The sequence below is a fragment of the Enterobacter cloacae complex sp. 309I3 genome (assembly GCF_050031595.1).
Lineage (GTDB): Bacteria > Pseudomonadota > Gammaproteobacteria > Enterobacterales > Enterobacteriaceae > Enterobacter > Enterobacter cloacae.
Window position 1 is genome coordinate 3,260,864 of sequence record NZ_JBLGWI010000001.1, and the last position, 20,863, is coordinate 3,281,726.

Annotated in this window: 20 protein-coding genes; 8 read left to right on the forward strand and 12 right to left on the reverse strand. The window is 56.1% G+C overall.

What is annotated here, in order from left to right; translation table 11 throughout:
* The first annotated feature begins 443 nt into the window (after window positions 1–443).
* Together ACQG22_RS15480 and ACQG22_RS15485 are read left to right on the forward strand one after the other, a co-directional pair.
* Window positions 444–776, forward strand: a complete 333-nt coding sequence (locus tag ACQG22_RS15480) for an RcnB family protein (protein WP_013097925.1) — start codon at window positions 444–446, stop codon at window positions 774–776.
* Window positions 721–1,206 carry a GNAT family N-acetyltransferase gene (locus tag ACQG22_RS15485; RefSeq protein WP_028028119.1) on the forward strand — a complete coding sequence of 162 codons (486 nt, stop codon included), beginning with the start codon at window positions 721–723 and terminating at the stop codon, window positions 1,204–1,206. Before ACQG22_RS15480 ends, ACQG22_RS15485 begins: the two co-directional genes overlap by 56 nt.
* 95 nt (window positions 1,207–1,301) lie before the next feature.
* Here ACQG22_RS15485 and apbC read toward each other — a convergent pair whose 3' ends face one another.
* Complete coding sequence (gene apbC / locus ACQG22_RS15490; protein ID WP_369706647.1) at window positions 1,302–2,411, reverse strand: iron-sulfur cluster carrier protein ApbC; 1,110 nt, start codon at window positions 2,409–2,411, stop codon at window positions 1,302–1,304.
* A gap of 137 nt (window positions 2,412–2,548) precedes the next feature.
* Between apbC and metG the strand changes: the two genes are divergently transcribed.
* Window positions 2,549–4,582: a methionine--tRNA ligase gene (gene metG / locus ACQG22_RS15495; RefSeq protein ID WP_023619774.1), complete on the forward strand. Its 2,034-nt coding sequence runs from the start codon at window positions 2,549–2,551 to the stop codon at window positions 4,580–4,582.
* Window positions 4,583–4,676: 94 nt separating this feature from the next.
* On the opposite strand, the gene ACQG22_RS15500 is transcribed toward metG, so the two are convergent.
* Genes ACQG22_RS15500 through ACQG22_RS15510 form a run of 3 tightly spaced genes read right to left on the reverse strand, consistent with a single transcriptional unit; the run spans window position 4,677 to window position 7,593 of the window.
* A complete protein-coding gene (locus ACQG22_RS15500; protein ID WP_057071272.1) occupies window positions 4,677–5,147 on the reverse strand; it encodes a DUF1456 family protein in 471 nt (156 codons plus the stop codon).
* Window positions 5,148–5,194: 47 nt separating this feature from the next.
* Window positions 5,195–5,914 carry a two-component system response regulator BtsR gene (gene btsR / locus ACQG22_RS15505; protein WP_057071273.1) on the reverse strand — a complete coding sequence of 240 codons (720 nt, stop codon included), beginning with the start codon at window positions 5,912–5,914 and terminating at the stop codon, window positions 5,195–5,197.
* On the reverse strand, window positions 5,908–7,593 hold the full coding sequence (locus ACQG22_RS15510; RefSeq protein WP_013097931.1) for a sensor histidine kinase: 1,686 nt from the start codon (window positions 7,591–7,593) through the stop codon (window positions 5,908–5,910). Before ACQG22_RS15510 ends, btsR begins: the two co-directional genes overlap by 7 nt.
* A 217-nt stretch (window positions 7,594–7,810) precedes the next feature.
* Between ACQG22_RS15510 and mlrA the strand changes: the two genes are divergently transcribed.
* Both mlrA and ACQG22_RS15520 read left to right on the forward strand, forming a co-directional pair.
* Complete coding sequence (mlrA, locus tag ACQG22_RS15515; protein ID WP_029881769.1) at window positions 7,811–8,551, forward strand: HTH-type transcriptional regulator MlrA; 741 nt, start codon at window positions 7,811–7,813, stop codon at window positions 8,549–8,551.
* Window positions 8,552–8,620: 69 nt separating this feature from the next.
* Window positions 8,621–8,734, forward strand: coding sequence for a protein YohO (locus ACQG22_RS15520; protein WP_010433613.1), 114 nt, complete (start codon window positions 8,621–8,623; stop codon window positions 8,732–8,734).
* Here the strand turns inward: ACQG22_RS15520 and ACQG22_RS15525 are convergent.
* The 5 genes from ACQG22_RS15525 to bglX all read right to left on the reverse strand — a co-directional run bounded on the left by ACQG22_RS15525 (window position 8,709) and on the right by bglX (window position 14,904).
* On the reverse strand, window positions 8,709–9,446 hold the full coding sequence (locus ACQG22_RS15525) for an ABC transporter permease (RefSeq protein ID WP_057071274.1): 738 nt from the start codon (window positions 9,444–9,446) through the stop codon (window positions 8,709–8,711). The genes ACQG22_RS15520 and ACQG22_RS15525 overlap by 26 nt on opposite strands.
* A complete protein-coding gene (locus tag ACQG22_RS15530; protein WP_057071275.1) occupies window positions 9,430–10,380 on the reverse strand; it encodes an ABC transporter ATP-binding protein in 951 nt (316 codons plus the stop codon). The genes ACQG22_RS15525 and ACQG22_RS15530 overlap by 17 nt, the downstream gene beginning before the upstream one ends.
* Window positions 10,373–11,530: an ABC transporter permease gene (locus ACQG22_RS15535; RefSeq protein WP_045903352.1), complete on the reverse strand. Its 1,158-nt coding sequence runs from the start codon at window positions 11,528–11,530 to the stop codon at window positions 10,373–10,375. The genes ACQG22_RS15530 and ACQG22_RS15535 overlap by 8 nt, the downstream gene beginning before the upstream one ends.
* 12 nt (window positions 11,531–11,542) lie before the next feature.
* Window positions 11,543–12,460: a glycine betaine ABC transporter substrate-binding protein OsmF gene (gene osmF / locus ACQG22_RS15540; RefSeq protein ID WP_013097936.1), complete on the reverse strand. Its 918-nt coding sequence runs from the start codon at window positions 12,458–12,460 to the stop codon at window positions 11,543–11,545.
* Window positions 12,461–12,606: 146 nt separating this feature from the next.
* The gene (gene bglX, locus ACQG22_RS15545) at window positions 12,607–14,904 is read right to left on the reverse strand and encodes a beta-glucosidase BglX (protein WP_369706646.1); all 2,298 of its coding nucleotides are present in this window, start codon (window positions 14,902–14,904) and stop codon (window positions 12,607–12,609) included.
* A 189-nt stretch (window positions 14,905–15,093) separates the two neighbouring features.
* Here bglX and dld point away from each other — a divergent pair, with 189 nt between their 5' ends.
* Together dld and ACQG22_RS15555 are read left to right on the forward strand one after the other, a co-directional pair.
* Complete coding sequence (gene dld, locus ACQG22_RS15550; RefSeq protein WP_040022463.1) at window positions 15,094–16,842, forward strand: D-lactate dehydrogenase; 1,749 nt, start codon at window positions 15,094–15,096, stop codon at window positions 16,840–16,842.
* 111 nt (window positions 16,843–16,953) lie between these two features.
* Entirely contained in the window at window positions 16,954–17,508 is a 555-nt protein-coding gene (locus ACQG22_RS15555) for a GNAT family N-acetyltransferase (RefSeq protein WP_020690140.1), read from the forward strand.
* Between the two features lie 95 nt (window positions 17,509–17,603).
* On the opposite strand, the gene pbpG is transcribed toward ACQG22_RS15555, so the two are convergent.
* Together pbpG and ACQG22_RS15565 are read right to left on the reverse strand one after the other, a co-directional pair.
* Window positions 17,604–18,527, reverse strand: a complete 924-nt coding sequence (pbpG, locus tag ACQG22_RS15560; RefSeq protein ID WP_013097940.1) for a D-alanyl-D-alanine endopeptidase — start codon at window positions 18,525–18,527, stop codon at window positions 17,604–17,606.
* A gap of 167 nt (window positions 18,528–18,694) precedes the next feature.
* Window positions 18,695–19,282: a Yip1 family protein gene (locus tag ACQG22_RS15565; RefSeq protein ID WP_013097942.1), complete on the reverse strand. Its 588-nt coding sequence runs from the start codon at window positions 19,280–19,282 to the stop codon at window positions 18,695–18,697.
* Window positions 19,283–19,439: 157 nt separating this feature from the next.
* On the opposite strand from ACQG22_RS15565, the gene ACQG22_RS15570 reads away from it, so the two are divergent.
* Entirely contained in the window at window positions 19,440–20,012 is a 573-nt protein-coding gene (locus tag ACQG22_RS15570) for a DedA family protein (protein WP_369706645.1), read from the forward strand.
* An 82-nt stretch (window positions 20,013–20,094) separates the two neighbouring features.
* Here ACQG22_RS15570 and ACQG22_RS15575 read toward each other — a convergent pair whose 3' ends face one another.
* Complete coding sequence (locus ACQG22_RS15575) at window positions 20,095–20,859, reverse strand: SDR family oxidoreductase (protein ID WP_080453126.1); 765 nt, start codon at window positions 20,857–20,859, stop codon at window positions 20,095–20,097.
* Window positions 20,860–20,863: the final 4 nt, after the last annotated feature.

The following is a 20,863-nucleotide window of genomic DNA, read 5'->3' on the forward strand; positions in this document are numbered from 1 at the left end:
GCAAAAAACGCATAACAGGCCATTCCGGAAGAATCGCCTACTTTTTCAACATGCTGTTTTTCAAGCAATTACGTAAAATTACACATCACTGAATGATGTGTAGAATGAACTGAAGGACCGGAACCACGTAGAATTGAGAATTAAACCGCTCCGCTTTTAGAAGTTTAAATCGTCTTCAAATGAAATGCATGCATTTTAGGTCACAAATTTAGAGTAAACTTATATTTTCAGAATTAATTAAAAAAAATATTTCCGTTCTGAATAAGTCCTAGGAAATAATATTCATAAACAAAATAGTATTAACCGTTTGATCTACACAAAACCGTCCACTTTTGTTACATTTTTTTTCTAACAGGCTCTGCTGGGATACTTAAAATAGGCTGTCTGCCATATCGTCAACACAGCAGGCTAAGCGTATCAGTAACGGTATAACTGGAGAAAAAATGGCTAAGCGTACATGGCTGCTTCTGGGTGTAGTAATGTCTCTTGCGAGCGCGGCTTCGGCAGCCCCGCAAACGGCGTCAGCATCTGGCGGCATCAAAGCTTATGAAGAACAAGAGTTCATTGCTGATTTCACGAAGTTCAAAATTGGCGACACGGCTCCGGCGCTGTATCAAACCCCTGAATACACCATCAAACAGTATCAACTGCGTAACCTCCCGGCGCCGGATGCGGGTACGCACTGGACCTATATGGGCGAGAACTATGTCCTGATCGGCGATGCCGACGGTAAGATCTATAAAGCCTATAACGGAGATATCTTCTATCATCGCTGATACCGTCCATATTCGGCCGTGGCAGGAGAGCGATCGTCCTTTCCTGCGCACCCTTTACCTGCATGCCCGCCGCGAGGCGTGGCCGTGGCTGAACGGTGCAGAATGGCAACTCGAAGATTTTGACGAGGCAACCCGAGACGAAGTGATTTGGGTTGCTGTACAGAACGGCCATCGTGTGGGCTTTGCGTCAGTCTGGACGAATGATAACTTTCTGCACAATCTGTTCGTTGATCCGCAGTATCAGAGCCTGGGTGTTGGCCGTTTGCTGCTGGAACAGGTACAAAAAACGTTTACCAGTACGGGGGCGTTAAAGTGTCTGGTGAGAAACGAACGGGCTATCGCGTTTTATCAGCGTCATGGCTGGCACATCGAGGCAACGGGGGATTCTCCGGAGGGAGAGTACTATCTGATGCATTACCGATTGCGTTAATGTCGGGTGGCGGCTTCGCCTTACCCGACCTACATGATGGTGCCATTTGTAGGCCGGGTAAGCGAAGCGCCACCCGGCACTCAAGCGCAGAAGAATTACACCGCGCGGAAGGCGATTTCGCCAGGAATGACTTCACCCTTCCAGTAAAGCTGCGCCGCAACGCGCCCCGCCAGCTGACGGTACAACTCCGCAAACTCACTGTCCGGGCGGTTGATGACCGTCGGTTTCCCGCTATCCAGATCTTCACGCAGCGTGATGTGCAGCGGCATCTGTCCCAACAGCTGGGTGTGATACTGCGCCGCCAGTTTTTCTGCACCGCCGGTGCCGAAGATAGGCTCGTGATGACCACAGTTGCTGCAGATGTGCATGCTCATGTTCTCGACGATACCGAGCACAGGCACCTCGACTTTCTCAAACATCACGATGCCTTTTTTGGCGTCGATCAGCGCGATATCCTGCGGCGTGGTGACAACAACCGCCCCGGTGACGGGGATGTTCTGCGCCAGCGTCAGCTGGATATCACCAGTACCCGGCGGCATATCCAGCACCAGATAATCCAGATCCGGCCACAGGGTCTCCTGCAGCATCTGCATCAGCGCTTTGCTGGCCATTGGACCACGCCAGACCATCGCATTGTCATCAGTCACCAGATAACCGATGGAATTCGTTGCCAGACCGTGCGCCATGATTGGCGCCATGTGGGTTCCATCTGGCGAGGTTGGACGCTGGTTTTCTGCGCCCAGCATGTTGGGAATTGACGGCCCGTAGATATCCGCATCCAGAATACCGACCTTCGCCCCTTCGGCCGCCAGCGCGAGCGCCAGGTTGACGGCGGTAGACGATTTCCCCACCCCGCCCTTGCCAGAGCTGACGGCGATGATGTTTTTCACACCGTTAACGCCGGGCTGGTTTTTCACCCGCTTGAGGGTGGCGATACTGTGGCTCAGCTTCCAGTCAATCGCTTTTGCACCGGTAATGCGCAGCAGCTCCGAGCTGGTTTGCTCTTTCAGCGCGTCGAAGGCGCTGGTCCAGACGAACGGCATCTGCAGCTCGATGTGCAGCGTATCGTCCAGCCATGCGACATGGTGCAACGCTTTCAGCGTAGTGAGATTGTGCTTCAGGGTTGGATGCTGAAAGTTAGCCAGCGTCCCGGCGACCATTGCTCGTAAGGCTTCCGGTGATTTGGCCTGGGATTGCGAACTCATCCCGACTCCTTTGTTCTTGTGAATAAGACCTTAGATGAACAAGTTTACCTGAAAGGCCGTGGTTTGTGCTTACTTAATAATGCCCCTTTTGGTAATATCAAAAACCCTTTTCACAGTTAAAAGAAGTAATGCCTACTATGACTCAAGTCGCGAAAAAAATTCTGGTAACGTGCGCACTGCCGTACGCCAACGGCTCAATCCACCTCGGCCACATGCTGGAGCATATCCAGGCTGATGTCTGGGTCCGTTACCAGCGAATGCGCGGCCACGAGGTTAACTTCATCTGCGCGGACGATGCCCACGGCACGCCGATCATGCTGAAAGCCCAGCAGCTGGGAGTTTCCCCGGAGCAGATGATTGCCGAAATGAGTCAGGAGCATCAGACCGATTTTGCTGGCTTTGACATCAGCTATGACAACTACCACTCCACGCACAGCGAGGAGAACCGCGAGCTGTCAACGCTTATATACACCCGTCTGAAAGAGAACGGTTTTATTAAAAACCGCACTATTTCTCAGCTGTACGATCCTGAAAAAGGCATGTTCCTGCCGGACCGTTTCGTCAAAGGCACCTGCCCGAAATGTAAATCACCGGATCAGTACGGCGATAACTGCGAAGTGTGCGGCGCTACCTATAGCCCGACAGAGCTGATCGACCCGAAATCGGTGGTCTCCGGCGCCACGCCTGTGATGCGTGACTCCGAGCACTTCTTCTTCGACCTGCCATCCTTTAGCGAAATGCTGCAGGCGTGGACCCGCAGCGGCGCGCTGCAGGAGCAGGTAGCGAACAAAATGCAGGAGTGGTTCGAATCCGGTCTGCAGCAGTGGGATATCTCCCGCGATGCGCCCTACTTTGGTTTCGAAATTCCAAATGCACCGGGCAAATATTTCTACGTCTGGCTGGACGCGCCAATCGGCTACATGGGCTCCTTCAAGAACCTGTGCGACAAGCGTGGCGACACCGTCAGCTTCGACGAATACTGGAAGAAAGATTCCACCGCCGAGCTGTATCACTTCATCGGCAAAGACATCGTTTACTTCCACAGCCTGTTCTGGCCGGCAATGCTGGAAGGCAGCAACTTCCGCAAGCCAACCAATCTGTTTGTTCACGGCTACGTGACGGTGAACGGCGCGAAGATGTCCAAATCGCGTGGGACGTTCATCAAAGCCAGCACCTGGCTGAACCACTTTGATGCGGACAGCCTGCGTTATTATTACGCGGCGAAGCTCTCTTCCCGCATCGACGATATCGACCTGAACCTGGAAGATTTCGTGCAGCGCGTGAACGCGGACATCGTGAACAAGGTGGTGAACCTGGCGTCCCGAAACGCGGGCTTTATCGCCAAGCGTTTTGACGGCGTGCTTTCTGCCGAACTGGCCGATCCTGAGCTGTATAAAACCTTCACCGATGCCGCCGCTGCGGTTGGCGAAGCCTGGGAAAGCCGTGAATTCGGTAAAGCAATTCGTGAAATTATGGCACTGGCCGATGTAGCCAACCGCTATGTGGACGAGCAGGCCCCATGGGTTGTCGCGAAACAGGAAGGCCGCGACGCTGACCTGCAGGCGATCTGCACCATGGGTCTGAACATGTTCCGCGTGCTGATGACCTGGCTGAAGCCTGTACTGCCGCAGCTGGCAGCGCGTGCAGAAGCGTTCCTGAACACCGAACTGAGCTGGGATGCAATCCAGCAACCGCTGCTTGGCCACAAGGTGAATACCTTCAAGGCGCTCTACAATCGCATCGAAATGAAACAGGTTGAAGCCCTGGTGGAAGCCTCGAAAGAAGAGGTGAAAGCAGCTGCCGCACCGGTGACCGGCCCGCTGGCAGACGATCCGATTCAGGAGACCATCACCTTTGACGATTTCGCTAAAGTTGACCTGCGCGTGGCACTGATTGAAAACGCGGAATTCGTGGAAGGCTCTGACAAGCTGCTGCGCCTGACGCTGGATCTTGGCGGTGAGAAGCGTAACGTCTTCTCCGGCATCCGTTCTGCCTATCCTGATCCGCAGGTACTGATTGGCCGTCAGACAGTCATGGTCGCGAACCTGGCACCGCGTAAAATGCGCTTCGGCATCTCTGAGGGGATGGTGATGGCCGCAGGCCCTGGCGGGAAAGATATCTTCCTGTTAAGCCCTGACGAAGGCGCGAAGCCGGGTCAGCAGGTGAAATAACAAAAAAGCCGGAGATTAACTCCGGCTTTTTTGTTCTCCCTCTCGCACAGGGAGAGGGCCGGGATGAGGGCATCAGGCCGCACCCATTCCGCAATCACGCCTTCGTATTATGCACCCGGTGGGTCAGCCCGCGCAGGAAGTTACGCAGAAACTGGTCGCCGCACTCGCGGTAATTTTTGTGGCCCGGCGCACGCATCATGGCGGTCACTTCTGGCACGGATACGCGGTATTTTTGCTCTGTCATGATCGCCACAATATCATCCGTTTTCAGCGAGAACGCGATACGCAGCTTTTTCAGCACCGTGTTGTTGTCCACCCGACGCTCCAGCGCCAGTTCAGGTGCAGAATCATCTTTGCCACGCTTATCGTAGATCAGGCCGTTCAGGAAGCCTGACAGGATAATGTCAGGGCAGCGAACAAACCCCTCTTCGTCCTCTTTGGTCATCCAGATGTCAAAACCAGCAGAGGTGGATTCCATGGCAGACAGCGCAAGAATGCGCACCATATCGTTGTTGTTTGCTTTCAGGGTGTAGCGCAGGCTACGAAGAATATCATTACTAAGCATGAGTGCCTTTAACTGTCGATGATGCAATGGCGCGCAGTGTACCAGTTTTACAGCCCAATCGCCTCTTTCAAACTTTTCAGGTAGCGACGACTGACGGGTACCGTTTGACCGGCCCGCAGTACCAGCTCTGCCTGACCGTTATCTTCCAGACGGATCTCTTTCAGGTGCGCCATGTTAACCAGATACTGCCGATGGCAACGGACAAGCGGCGTGCGGCTCTCCAGCGTGCGCAGCGTCAGCTCGGTGAAGCCTTCACTGCCCTCGGCGCTGGTGACAAACACCCCGCTCAGGCGACTGCTGACAAATGCCACATCATCCATTTGCAGCAGGTAAATCCGGCTATGCCCGGTACACGGGATAAACTTCAGCGGCTGCTGGTTTTCCGGCAGCAGCGTGACGTCCTGTACCGTACGCTCCTGGCGTAAACGCGTCAGGGTCTTTTCGAGCCGCTTCTCTTCAATCGGCTTCAGCAGGTAATCGAACGCGTGTTCTTCAAAGGCCTTCACGGCATATTCGTCAAACGCCGTCAGAAACACGATATACGGGCGATGCTCCGGGTCAAGCATGCCGACCATCTCCAGCCCACTGATACGGGGCATCTGGATGTCGAGGAACAGCACATCCGGACGCAGTTTATGTACAGCACCAATGGCTTCAATGGCATTGGCGCACTCTCCCACAATCTCAATGTCACTCTGCTCCTGCAACAGCACGCGCAGGTTTTCCCGTGCCAACGGTTCATCATCGACTATCAGCACTCTTAACATGCGGTCTCCTCCAGCGGCAATCGTAACGTAATACGGGTAAATCGGTCCGGCTCACAGGCCACGGTGATGCCACATCCATCCCCAAAGTGAGCGCGCAGGCGTTTATCCACCAGGCTCATCCCCAGCCCGCCGGAAGCGGACGGGACGTAAAGCCCGGCATTGTCTTCAATATTCAGCACCAGATGATGATTAAAACGGCTGGCAGAAATAGTGATCTCCCCAGTGCCCAGAAGCTGCGATGTCCCGTGTTTAATGGCATTTTCCACAATAGGCTGCAGCGTAAAGGCCGGGAGATGCTGATACGCCAGCTCATCCGGCACGGATAACGACACCTGCAGACGAGACTGGAAGCGCGCCTGCTCAATCTGCAGATAGGCGTTAACATGTTCAATCTCATCGGCCAGGGTCACAATCTCAGACGGCCGTTTCAGGTTCTTGCGGAAAAACGTCGACAGAAATTGCACCAGTTGCGCGGCCTGATCGCTGTCGCGACGGATCACCGCTTTCAGGGTGTTGAGGGCATTAAACAGGAAATGCGGGTTCACCTGAGCGTGCAGGAGCTTAATCTCCGACTGCGTTAACAGGGCTTTTTGCCGCTCATATTGCCCCGCCAGGATCTGCGCGGAAAGCAGCTGCGCAATCCCCTCCCCCAACGTCCGGTTGATCGAGCTGAACAAGCGGTTCTTCGCTTCGTAGAGCTTAATGGTTCCCATCACCCGCTGGTTTTCCCCCCGCAGCGGAATGACCAGCGTAGAGCCGAGCTTACACTGCGGATGCAGCGAACAGCGGTAAGGCACTTCGTTACCGTCGGCATAGACTACCTCACCGGTCTCTATCGCACGAAGCGTATACGCGGACGAAATCGGTCTGCCAGGAAGGTGGTGATCGTCGCCGGTACCGGTAAAGGCCAGCAGCTTTTCACGATCGGTAATCGCAACGGCACCGATATCCAGCTCCTGATAGAGCACCTGCGCCACCTTCATGCTGTTTTCTTCGTTAAAGCCCTGACGCAGGATCCCCTCGGTTGAAGCGGCGACTTTCAGTGCCGTGGCAGAGAACGCCGAGGTGTATTTCTCAAACATGGCGCGCTTGTCGAGCAGAATGCGCATAAACAGCGCCGCGCCCACGGTGTTGGTGACCATCATCGGGGCGGCAATACTGTTCACCAGATGCAGTGCGTCCTCAAAAGGTCGGGCGATAAGCAGAATGATCGCCATTTGCGCCATTTCGGCCACAAAGGTGATCGCGCCAGCGGTAAGCGGGCTGAAGACTTTATCCGGGCGGCCACGTTTGATCATGTAGCTGTGCACCAGGCCACCAAGCAGCCCTTCCACGATGGTCGAGATCATGCAGCTCAGCGCCGTCATCCCGCCCATGGAATAGCGGTGCAGCCCACCGGTTAAACCGACAAGGCCACCCACAACCGGGCCGCCGAGCAGCCCGCCCATCACCGCGCCGATGGCGCGCGTATTGGCAATGGAGTCTTCGATATGAAGGCCAAAATAGGTCCCCATGATGCAGAAAATGGAGAAAGTCACATAACAGAGGAGCTTGTGCGGCAGGCGGACGGTGACTTGCATCAGCGGGATAAACAGACGCGTCTTACTCATCAACCAGGCGATGACAAGAAACACGCACATCTGCTGAAGCAACAGCAGCACCAGATTAAACTCGTACATACTCAGGAACCGCACCTTCTGAAAACGCGTAACATACACTGAAGGCGCCGAAGTTTCTTTGAAGCAGTCCAAAAAAGCGGTAAATCGTGTCCGTCATCACATCTTTTGCCGAACATAACGGCTGCTTCGCATTATTTGTACAAAAAAAAGCAATTCTTCCTGGTTCGACAAACTGGGTCTACAGTTAAGCTGGGGACGCGTTAGCCAGGGGGCGAATATGGCGCTTTACACGATCGGTGAAGTGGCACTCCTTTGTGATATCAATCCCGTCACGCTACGGGCTTGGCAGCGACGGTATGGTTTACTCAAACCGCAGCGCACGGACGGCGGTCACCGCCTTTTCAATGATGCCGACATCGATCGGATCCGCGAGATCAAAAGCTGGATAGATAACGGTGTGCAGGTGAGCAAGGTAAAGTCGCTGCTCTGCCATGACGATCCCGATACCCAACACCGCTGGCGCGAACAGCAGGAAACCCTGCTCCGGCTCCTGCAGGCGGGCAACGTTCAACGTCTGCGCGCGTGGATCAAAGAGCAAGGCCGCGATTATCCGGCGCAAACCTTAATCAACCATCTTTTCATCCCGCTTCGTCGACGGCTGCAATGCCAGCACTCTACCCTGCAGGCGCTGCTGAGTATGCTCGACGGGGTGCTGATCAATTATATCGCCGTCTGTCTGGCCTCGGCGCGAAACAAGGGCGGAAAAGACGCGCTGGTTGTCGGCTGGAACGTGCACGATACCACGCGGCTGTGGCTCGAAGCCTGGATCGCCACCCAACAGGGCTGGCGCGTGGAGGTGCTGGCGCATTCGCTGGCTCAGCTACGGCCCGAATTCTTCGACGGCCAGACTCTGCTGGTCTGGTGCGGGGAAGTGCCCACCGCCTCGCAGCAACAGCGGCTGACGGAATGGCGGGAGCACGGTTATCCGGTTTACGCCCTGGGCCCCGACGAAACGTAACGGCATTTAATGGTTCATTAACAGCTGCGCTTCACCGTATAATTGTTCCGTTAACAACAGGAGCAGATGATGAAGGCAACCAAACTGGCCGTAATTACCCTTTTTGTACTGATGGCCGTAAGCGGCATCGGCGGCGTGATGCTGGCCGGGTACTCATTTATTGTTCGTGGCGGTGTCGGCTGAGAAGCCGGGCCAGTCGTTCAAAGAGGCGATCGATAACGATGGCCGCCAGCGCCACCAGTACCGCACCCTGAACGATATAGGCCGTATTGAACCCGCTTAAGCCGATAATGATCGGCGTTCCCAGCGTATTGGCCCCCACCGTAGACGCGATGGTCGCCGTGCCGATGTTAATAATTACCGACGTACGGATCCCCGCGATAATCACCGGTGCCGCAAGCGGCAGCTCAACCTTGCACAGCCGCTGACCGCTGCTCATGCCCATCCCTTCGGCCACGCTCAGTACCGATGCCGGTACCGACGCAATGCCCGCCAGCGTCCCCTGAAGAACAGGCAACACGCCGTAAAGGATCAGCGCAATGATAGCCGGTTGCTGACCAAACCCGATCACCGGCACCGCAATCGCCAGTACCGCCACCGGCGGAAATGTCTGTCCGATAGCCGCAATCGTCTCTACCAGCGGGCGAAACTCTCTTCCCCAGGGCCGGGTGACCACAATCCCCGCCCCCACGCCCAGCACCACGGCAATCGCGCTGGAGAGCGCCACCAGCCACAGGTGCGCCAGGGCAAGATTGATAAAACTCTCCTGCTGATAGACGGGGCGCGGCAGGCCGGGAAAAAGCGAGCTGAACAGCGCCGCACTGTGCGGCATCAGAAACAGCAGGGCAACAAAAAGCACCGTCAGCCAGAGGAGCGGATCACGCATGACCTTCACGCGTCACCTCCCCGGCCAGCAGATCGCGAAAATGCAGGGTGCCACACGGTGCCCCAGCGGCATCCTTAACCGGCAGTACCTCGCACTGGCGCGCCACAAACGCAGAGAGTGCGTCCCGCAGGCTCATCTGTTCTTGTAATGCTTCACCGCCCATCGCCACATCCTGTCGACGCATATAATCGCTGACGGTTCGCAGGGAGAGCAGTCTGACGCCCAGTTCGCTGCGGCCAAAAAACTCGCGCACAAAATCGTTCTGCGGATGGGTCAGCAGTTCAAGCGGCGTACCCTGCTGGATCACTTCCCCGTGGTCCATCAACACCAGATGATCGGCCAGCCGCAGCGCCTCATCAATATCGTGGGTCACGAGGACGATCGTCCGGCCAAGGATGCGGTGAATGCGGGTCATCTCGGTCTGCAGTGCCCCGCGCGTAACCGGATCGAGCGCGCCAAAGGGCTCATCCATCAGCAATACCTGCGGGTTCGCTGCCAGCGCGCGCGCCACTCCCACACGCTGCTGTTGTCCACCTGAAAGCTGATGCGGATAGCGGCCACGCAGCCCAGGCTCTAACCCCAGCAGCGACATAAGCTCGTCCACCCTCTCGTCACTCTTTGCCCGCGACCATTTTTCCAGCTGCAGCACGGTGGCAATGTTCTGCGCGACCGTCCAGTGGGGAAACAGGCCGATGGACTGGATGGCGTAACCCATGCGACGACGCAGCTCCAGCACCGGCAGACTGCGGATCTCTTCCCCGGCAAAACGTATTACACCGCTGTCGTGCTCCACCAGGCGGTTGATCATCTTCAGCGTGGTGGATTTCCCCGACCCCGAGGTGCCAATCAGTACCGAAAACGCCCCCTCGGCAAAATTCAGGTTCAGGTGACTTGCTGCCGGACGACCGGCAAACGTTTTACTGACATCGTGAAATTCAATCATTGGCTCTTCTCCCGAGCAACGCGAGCCATAAGGCAAACAGCGCATCGATGACGACCGCCAGTGCAATCGTGGGCACCACGCCCAGTAACACCAGATCCAGCGCGCTGCTCAGCAGCCCCTGGAACACCAGCGCGCCAAAACCGCCTGCGCCAATCAGCGCGGCGATAACCGCCATCCCGACGGTCTGGACCGCCACCACCCGCAGGCTACGCAGCAGCAGGGGCAAGGCGAGCGGCAGCTGGATCTGCCAGAAGCACTGTCGCCGGCTCATCCCCATCGCGTGGGCGCTCTCCAGTACATCCGGCGCGACCTGGCTTAAGCCCGCCACCACGCCGCGGACCAGAGGCAGCAGCGCGTACAGCACCAGGGCAATAAGCGCGGGGGTTAATCCGGTTCCGGCGATACCGACCGAGGCTAACGCCGGAAATGACTTCACCAGCCCCGCCAGCGGCGCAATCAGCAGGCCAAACAGGGCCACGGAAGGGATGGTCTGGATCACGTTGAGCACGGCAAAAACCCCGCCCTGGCGGGAGGGATGACGATAACACCACATGCCAAGCGGTACCCCCAGCAGTAACGCCGGGAACAGCGTGCCGAAGAGGATCGTCAGGTGTTGCGCCAGCGCATCATCAAACACCTCCTGACGGTTGGCGTACTCTTTTAACAGCGAGAGATTATTCAGCTCACCGCTGAACAGCAGCAGCAACGGAATACACCAGATCTGGGCATTGAGCACCCAGCGCCAGGCAGACGACGGGATCAGGCGGCGGATCGCATCGCTGCAGGCCAGCAGACACAGCGCCAGCCACAGCCACAGCCCACTGCCCACGGTGGTTCGCGCCAGTGGACTTTCCGCCGAGGTCATGTGCGTGGCGGCAAGCCCGGCACTCCAGAACAAGGTGATGAAGAGGCCTTCACTGAGGAGTAGCGTCAGCCACTGTGCAACCCGCCCACGGCTGAGCGAGAGCACAACCAGTGCACCCAGCGCCACAACCAGCAGCAGCGGCGTAAACGGCCAGACCTGCCAGAGCGCGCGCCCTTCCCCCGACATCAGGCGGTTTGGCGCCACATTGACAAACGGTAGCGCGACCGCCGCAATGGCCACACAGGCCAACAGCAGCAGTACGCGGTTATAACATTTTATTGGCACAGCCCTGTCCTGTTACTTCACAAGCCCTTGTTGTTTCAGGAAATCGGCGGCCACTTTTTTGGCATCCAGTCCCTCTACGGCAATGCTCGCATTGAGCTGTTGCAGCGTTTTTGCATCCAGTTTTTCAAAGACCGGTTTGAGCCAGTCGGCGATATCCGGGTAGGCTTTCAGCACCGCCTCACGCACCACCGGCGTGGGGGCATAAATAGGCTGAACGCCTTTTGGATCGGTTAAGGTCTGCAGACCAAGCGCCGCGACCGGGCCGTCCGTACCGTAGGCCATCGCCGCATTGACGCCAGAAGTCTGCTGCGCCGCCGCCTTGATGGTCACCGCGGTGTCACCGCCCGCGAGCGAGAGCAGCTGTGCCTGGTCAAGCTTGAAGTCGTAGGCTTTTTCGAAAGCAGGCAGCGCGTCCGGACGCTCGATAAACTCCGCCGAGGCCGCAAGCTTGAAGTCGCCCTTCTCTTTCAGGTAGCGGCTGAGATCCGCAAGTGAGGTCAGTTTGCCTTTCTCCGCCACGTCTTTACGCACCGCGATGGTCCAGGTGTTGTTGGCCGGAGCCGGAGTCAGCCAGACCAGCTTGTTCTGTTCTGCATCGAGTTTTTTGACTTTTTCATACCCGGCTTTGGCGTTTTTCCATGCCGGATCGTTTTCATCTTTGAAGAAAAATGCCCCGTTGCCGGTGTATTCCGGGTAGATATCCAGCTCGCCGGAGGTGATGGCCCCGCGTACCACGGGCGTGGTACCCAGCTGAACTTTATTCACGGTTTTCACGCCGTGGCTTTCCAGCACCTGCAAAATAATATTCCCGAGCAGCGCGCCTTCAGTGTCGATCTTTGAGCCCACTTTTACCGGTTCTGCCGCCTGTAACGGCAGGCTTAGCGCCGCGAATAACGCCGCAGAAACTACCATCCCCGTTTTAATCGTCATTCCACTATCCTCATTTTTTTGCTGCCTTTTTCAGAGGCTTGAGAGAAAAGCGTAGCTTAAAACGGCGGATTTACCCGGCAAAATGCCTTTTTAGCATAAGGTAAGACGCATCCCCCGGTGAACGGGGGATGCAAAGGAGGGAAAGGTTACAGCAGTTCGAACTCACCTTTATTCACGCGGGCGGAATCCACACCAATGTAGACATTGAACTTGCCCGGTTCCGCATCGTATTTCATCTGCTGGTTCCAGAACTTCAGGGCATCCACGTCAATCGGGAAGCTGATGGTTTTGGTTTCACCAGGTTTCAGGTTGACCTTCTCAAAGCCGCGCAGCTGTTTCACCGGACGGCTCATGGAGGCGGTCACATCCTGAACATACATCTGGATCACCGTCGCACCTTCACGTTTACCGGTGTTCGTCACGTCAACGCTGGCAGTCACTTTACCGTCACGCTTCAGGCTCTGGGCCGACATTTTCACGTCAGAGACCTTAAAGGTGGTGTAGCTCAAACCGTAACCAAACGGATACAGCGGACCGTTCGCTTCATCGAAGTAACGGGAGGTGTACTTGTTTGGCTTATCGGCGTTATACGGACGGCCGGTATTCAGGTGGCTGTAGTACACCGGGATCTGCCCGACAGAGCGCGGGAAGGACATCGGCAGTTTGCCCGACGGGTTGTAATCGCCAAACAGCACGTCGGCGATGGCGTTGCCCCCTTCCGTACCGGCGAACCAGGTTTCCAGAATAGCATCAGCCTGCTGATCTTCTTTCACCAGCGCCAGTGGACGACCGTTCATCAACACCAGCACCAGCGGCTTGCCGGTGGCTTTCAGGGCGGCGATCAGATCGCGCTGGCTTTGCGGGATCGTGATGTCCGTTCGGCTGGAGGCTTCGTGTGCCATCCCCTGTGCTTCACCCACCACGGCAACCACCACGTCAGACTGTTTCGCGGCGTTTACCGCTTCGTCAATCATCTCTTTCGGCGAGCGCGGATCCACCTTCACCGCCTCTTCATACTGATTGAGGAAGGTCACGATATCTTTATCATCAGTGACGTTCGCCCCTTTGGCATACACCACCTTAGCGTTTTCACCGACCGCATTTTTAATGCCGGTGAGCACGGTCACGGACTGATCGGCCACGCCCGCAGCAGACCAGCTCCCCATCACGTCGCGCTTGCTGTCGGCCAGCGGGCCGACCACCGCAATGGTGCCGGATTTTTTCAGCGGCAGCGTGTCGAGGCGGTTTTTCAGCAGCACCAGGCTTTCACGGGCCACTTCTCGGGCCTCTTTACGGTGCAGACGGCTTTCGGCATTGGTGTCCGCCGGGTCTGACTCTTTCGGACCCAGGTGGCTGTATGGATCGTTAAACAGCCCCATGTCATATTTCACGTTCAGCACGTGACGCGTGGCATCGTCCAGCTCCGCCATCGTCACCTTGCCGCTCTTCACCAGCCCCGGCAGGTATTTGCTGTAATATTCGTCGCTCATGCTCATGTTGATGCCGGATTTGAGCGCCACGCGCACCGCATCTTCCGGGTCGGAGGCCGTACCGTGTTTGATGAGCTCTTTAATGGCGCCATGGTCAGAGACGGTGATGCCCTTGAAGCCCCACTGGTCGCGCAGCACGTCTTTCAGCAGCCAGGAGTCAGAGGTGGCAGGCGTGCCGTTGAGCGAGTTCAGGGCGACCATCACCGCGCCGCTACCGGCATCCAGGCCTGCTTTGTACGGCGGCATGTAATCGTTAAACAGGCGCTGCGGGCTCATATCGACGGTGTTGTACTCTTTACCGCCTTCCACGGCGCCATAGGCGGCGAAGTGCTTGACGCTGGTCATGACCGAATAACGATCCGCCGGGCTTTTACCCTGCATCGCTTCCACCATGGTTTTCCCCATCGTGGCGGTCAAATAAGTATCTTCACCAAAGCCCTCTGACGCGCGGCCCCAGCGCGGATCGCGGGAGACGTCAACCATCGGGGCCCAGGTCATGTTCAGGCCGTCGTCTGCGGCTTCATATGCCGAGACGCGCCCGACGGTTTTCACCGCGTCGAGGTTAAAGGAGGAGGCCAGACCGAGGCTGATAGGAAAAACGGTACGCTGTCCGTGTACCACATCATAGGCGAAGAACAGCGGAATTTTCAGGCGGCTAAGTTCCATCACCTGATCCTGCATTTTGCGGATATCCTGACGGGTCACGGTGTTAAAAATCGCCCCTACCTGGCTCTCTTTAATCATCTCGCGGATCGCCTCTTTCGGGTTATCCGGGCCGACGCTGATAAGACGCAGCTGGCCGATCTTCTCATCGACCGTCATTTTCTTGAGCAATTCCGTGACAAACGCGTCCCGTGCTTCAGGCGTAAGCGGGTGATTGCCAAACAGTTCATCTGCCAGCGCAGGTTGCAGTGCCAGGCTGACGGCGACACCTACAGAACATAGCCATTTCATGTCGTTTTACTCTCTCATCAATTTCCGCCGGAAGATCTCGGCCAGGGCGTGCGAAAAGCGCAGTGTGCCACAAACCCTCAGAACGTTGCAGGGTTATTCTCTGATTTTTCTCGCAAATACGCGCCCTCTAAACAGCTAATCGCGCTATGCTTTACAGCGAGAAATTTGCCCCACCACAAGGAGTGGAAGATGTCTTCTGTTCGAACTGCCGATAACACGACTTTTATTAACGAACTGTCGCGCCTGGTTGGTCACTCTCACCTGCTTACCGACCCGGCCAAAACTGCCCGCTACCGTAAGGGCTTTCGTTCCGGACAGGGCGATGCGCTGGCGGTGGTTTTTCCCGGCACGCTGCTGGAGCTGTGGCGCGTCCTGAGCGCCTGCGTCGCCGCGGACAAGATTATTTTAATGCAGGCGGCTAACACCGGCCTGACCGAAGGTTCGACGCCGAACGGCAACGATTACGATCGCGACATCGTGATTATCAGCACCCTGCGCCTCGACAAACTTCACCTGCTCGATAAAGGCGAGCAGGTACTGGCCTTCCCTGGCACCACCCTCTACTCGCTGGAAAAAGCGCTTAAGCCGCTTGGGCGAGAACCGCATTCGGTGATTGGTTCATCCTGCATCGGCGCCTCCGTCATTGGTGGGATTTGTAATAATTCCGGCGGTTCGCTGGTGCAGCGCGGCCCGGCTTATACCGAAATGTCGCTCTATGCCCGTATTGATGAAAACGGCAAGCTGACGCTGGTGAACCATCTGGGAATCGATCTGGGCGTCACGCCGGAGCAGATCCTGAGTAAGCTCGACGACGATCGCGTGAAAGATGAAGATGTACAGCACGATGGCCGTCATGCCCACGATCACGATTACATCACCCGCGTACGGGATATCAACGCGGATACACCAGCGCGTTACAACGCCGACCCGGATCGCCTGTTCGAATCCTCCGGCTGCGCGGGCAAACTGGCCGTTTTCGCGGTCCGGCTCGACACCTTCCCGGCCGAGAAAAAACAGCAGGTGTTTTACATCGGCACCAATCAGCCTGACGTGCTGACCGAAATCCGTCGTCATATTCTGGGCGAATTCACGCATCTGCCGGTGGCGGGCGAGTATATGCACCGGGATATTTACGACATCGCCGAACGCTACGGCAAAGATACGTTCCTGATGATCGACAAGCTCGGCACCGACAAGATGCCGTTCTTCTTCACCATGAAGGGCCGCACTGATGCAATGCTGGAGAAAGTGCCGCTGTTTAAACCCCACTTCACCGACCGCTTTATGCAGAAGCTGGGTAACGTTTTCCCGGCCCACCTGCCGGAGCGAATGAAAACCTGGCGCGACAAGTATGAACATCACCTGCTGCTGAAAATGGCCGGGGACGGGATCGCCGAAGCACAAAACTGGCTGAGCGAATTCTTTAAAACCGCCGAGGGAGATTTCTTCGCCTGTACACCTGAGGAGGGGAGCAAAGCGTTCCTGCACCGTTTTGCCGCTGCGGGGGCCGCCATCCGTTATCAGGCCGTACACTCAGAAGAAGTAGAGGATATTCTGGCGCTGGATATTGCCCTGCGACGCAACGATACCGAGTGGTTTGAACACCTGCCGCCGGAAATCGACAGCAAGCTGGTGCATAAGCTCTACTACGGCCACTTTATGTGCTACGTCTTCCACCAGGATTACATCGTTAAAAAAGGGGTCGACGCGCACGCGTTGAAAGAGGAGATGCTCGCCCTTCTGCGCGAACGTGGCGCACAATATCCTGCGGAACACAACGTTGGGCATCTTTACAAAGCCCCTGAGACACTTAAGCAGTTTTATCGCGAGAATGACCCTACAAACAGTATGAATCCCGGCATTGGTAAAACAACGCGGAATAAATACTGGAAAGAGAGCGGTAACGCAGAGCAGGCCATTACGCAAGCATCTGATTAATTCATACAGCCATATTTAAGAGATTGTTAAGCACAGCTCAATCGTACTAGAGTACCTGCACTCGCCGGAGAAACGTTTCTCCGGCATTCTTTGACGAGGAGCAGGCACATCATGTCGGCTGTTGATATTTTATCCGTAACCGAAGTGGAAGTGCGCGATGCCCTTCCCGACGATGTGCATGCCATTTCGGCTATTTATGCATGGCATGTACTTCACGGACGTGCGTCGTTTGAGGAAATCCCCCCCACCGTTGATGAAATGCGTAAGCGGTTGAAAAACGTGACCGATAACGGTTTGCCCTGGCTGGTGGCGCTGTATCGCGGCATTGTGGTGGGCTATTGCTACGCCACGCCATACCGTCCACGACACGCGTATCGCTTCACGCTGGAAGAGTCAATCTACGTGGATGCCAGCACCACCGGACGCGGTTTTGGCAGTGCACTAATGGACGCGCTGATTGAACGCTGCGAACAAGGTCCCTGGCGTCAGATGATTGCGGTTGTGGGAGATGGCCATAATAACGCCGGGTCATTGCGGCTGCATAAAAAGCACGGTTTTGAAGTGGTCGGTCAGCTGCGCAGCGTGGGCTACAAAAAAGGCGACTGGCGGGATACGGTGATTATGCAGCGCCCGCTTAACGACGGAGACTGGACCCTGCCGGAATAGGCCCAGTGCGGTCTGGTGCCCTCACCTCGGCCCTCTCCCACCGGGAGAGGGAGAAAACATAAAAAACGGTAACACTGTTACCGTTTTGCTTTTACCTAATCGTTCTGCGCCGTCGCCATCTGCTCGGCTTTCTGCTTTTTATACGTCAATGCTGCGGCCGGAACAGGCTGCACTTTCCCGGTTTCAATCCAGGTGCGCAGTCGGCTGGCATCGGCGAAGTGAGTATATTTGCCGAAGGCATCCATCACCACCAGCGCCACCGGTTTACCGTTGAACACGGTACGCATCACCAGACAGTGACCCGCCGCGTTAGTAAAGCCGGTTTTCGTTAACTGAATATTCCAGTTCTCGCGGTACACCAGGTGGTTCGTATTGCGAAACGGCAGCGTATAGGCCGGGTTCGCAAAGGTCGCCATCTCTTCACGGGTGGTACTGAGCTGCCCAATCAGCGGGTACTGTTTGCTGGCAATCAGCAGTTTGGTCAGATCGCGCGCCGTAGAGACGTTGTGAATCGACAGACCTGTCGGCTCAACAAAACGGGTGTTATTCATTCCCAGCGCTTTGGCTTTGGCATTCATCGCTCGAATGAAGGCGTCGTAGCCGCCCGGATAATGGTGGGCGAGGCTCGCCGCGGCGCGGTTTTCAGACGACATCAGCGCCAGCAAGAGCATATTTTTACGACTGATTTCACTGTTCAGGCGTACGCGGGAGTAAACCCCTTTCATCTCCGGCGTGTGGCTGATATCCACTTTCAGTTTTTCATCCAGCGGCAGATGTGCATCCAGCACTACCATCGCGGTCATTAATTTGGTTATCGAGGCGATCGGGCGCACCAGATCCGGGTGGCTGGCGTAGATCACCTTATTGGTGTTGAGATCAACAATCATCGCGCTGCCGGAAGCGATTTGCGGTTGAGCAGCAGCGGTGGTCACCGCGGGCGTTTTGGCGAGAGCTGGCACGCCAGCGGACGCCCCCAGCAACAGTGCCAGGCTAAGTAAAGAAACTCGGAATTTCAGCATGGTGAGACTTCTGATAATTATTCACGCACGTTATGACGTACACCGCCTGCGTTGACGGAGAAACACAGGCTGGCTTCGGCATCATAGCGGTCACCGTGCATTGTCGCCAGCGGATAATCGTGAACAGATGCTGCATTGCTGGCATTTACGCCAGCAATGCAATTAACTCAGAAGAGACGGTAACCATAACCCCAAAGAATCACCGTCAGCGCCAGTAACGCCTCCAGTACCAGCACGCCGATGGCGAGCGTAGAGCTGGAAAAGCTCAGGCCTTCTTCTTTATTGATATTCAGGAAGGTAGGTACGCCCAGATACAGCAGATAGCCGGTGTAAAAGAGCGCAATGGTCCCGATCAGCGCGCACAGCCAGACCAGGGGATAGAGCGCAACAATACCGCTTAAGAACAGCGGGGTTGCGACGTATCCGGCAAAGACCATACAGTGTGCCAGGGAAGGACGCTGCGGATAGTTACGTGCCATCCAGTGAATGACGCGTCCCATAACCGCCACCCCTGCCAGCATCAGGCCATAAAAGAGAATGGCAAGATAAAGCCCGGTAAACCAGGAAAGCTGTACTACGGTGCCATCACCAAAGTTCCAGCCGATTTGTGTTGTACCAATAAACGCGCATATCACCGGCACCGCCGCCATCAGCAACACGTGGTGCGTGTAATGATGCGAGACCGTTTCGTTCTCACTTTTGATGACATGCATTTCACGATCGGGATGGGAAAAAAGTCCCCAGACATGGTTCATAGCGCCCCCTTGTTGTCGGCCCGTCATCGATACCTTAAGTATAATGCAGGGTTTAGATTATTTTATGTACAGTGGGAAATTTCCGTTGATTGCCCCGCGGTTGTCACAAGGGGTATATGATTAACCGAGGCACGCTGAGGGAGATGATATTTACGTAATGGATATCAACGGAGTTATTGAACAATACGGATACGCTTCGCTGGTTGTCGGAAGCGTGGCAGAAGGTGAAACCATCACCCTGTTAGGCGGCGTCGCCGCGCATCAGGGATTACTTAAATTCCCGCTGGTTGTCGCCGCGGTTGCGCTGGGCGGGATGATTGGCGATCAGCTGCTCTACTTTCTGGGGCTGCGTTTTGGGCCGACGCTGCTTAAGCGTTTCGCTAAGCACAAGAAGAAAATTAACCGCGCGCAGCGGCTGATCCAGCGCCACCCTTACCTGTTTGTGATTGGCACCCGCTTTATGTACGGCTTTCGGATTATCGGGCCGATATTGATTGGCGCCAGCCGCCTGCCGCCGAAAATTTTCCTGCCGCTGAACGTGATTGGCGCGTGCGCCTGGGCGCTGATCTTTACCACGCTCGGTTACGTGGGTGGAGAAGTGATTGGCCCGTGGCTGCATAACCTTGACCAGCATCTGAAGCACTGGGCGTGGCTGATTCTGGTGGTTGTAGCGGTGATTGGGGTCAGGCTGTGGATGCGGCACAGAGAGAAGAAGCAGGATGAGGAGTGAGTGTGGTCTGTTGCCCTCACCCTAACCCTCTCCCACAGGGAGAGGGAACTTAACACACCCTCTCCCACGGGGTGAGGGGAAGCTAACCTTCCGGCTTAAACTGCGGATTCGCCAGCATAAACCCGCCATCGACGATAAACGACTGCCCGGTGGTATAGCTGGCGTCGCTGTCGCATAACCACGCCACCAGACTGGCGATCTCTTTGGTATATCCCGGTCTTGCGAGCGGGATCGCTGGCATCGACCCTTCCTTCACTTCACTCTCGTCCATATCATTCATCGGTGTGGCAATCGCCCCCGGCGCAACGGCATTCACCAGAATGTTGTGCTGCACCAGTTCCAGCGCCATCGATTTGGTTAATCCTCCCAGCGCATGTTTTGCGGCGGTATAGGCGCTGGCTTCCGGCAGCGGCGTATGTTCATGCACCGAGGTGATATTGACGATTCGCCCTCCTTCCCCCTGCTCCACCATTTTACGTGCGGCAATCTGCGAACAGAGAAACGCACCGTCCACGTCGACGGTGAAAATGTTTCGCCACTCGTCAAACGGCATATCCAGGAAGGGCGCTTTGGTCATCGCACCCGCATTGTTAACCAGCACGTCCAGGCGACCAAAACGGGCAATTAACGTTTCTATCGCCTGCGCGCCCTGTGGCAGGGTGCTTAGATCAAGGTGGATAGCTTCAGCCCGCCGACCCTGCGCCTCCACTTCGCGGCAGGTATCCCGGGCCCCTTGTTCATCAGAGTGCCAGGTGACGCCAATATCAAACCCACGTTCAGCCAGCATCAGGGCCGTGGTTTTACCAATCCCCGAATCCGATGCGGTAACAATCGCTACTTTGGTCATACTC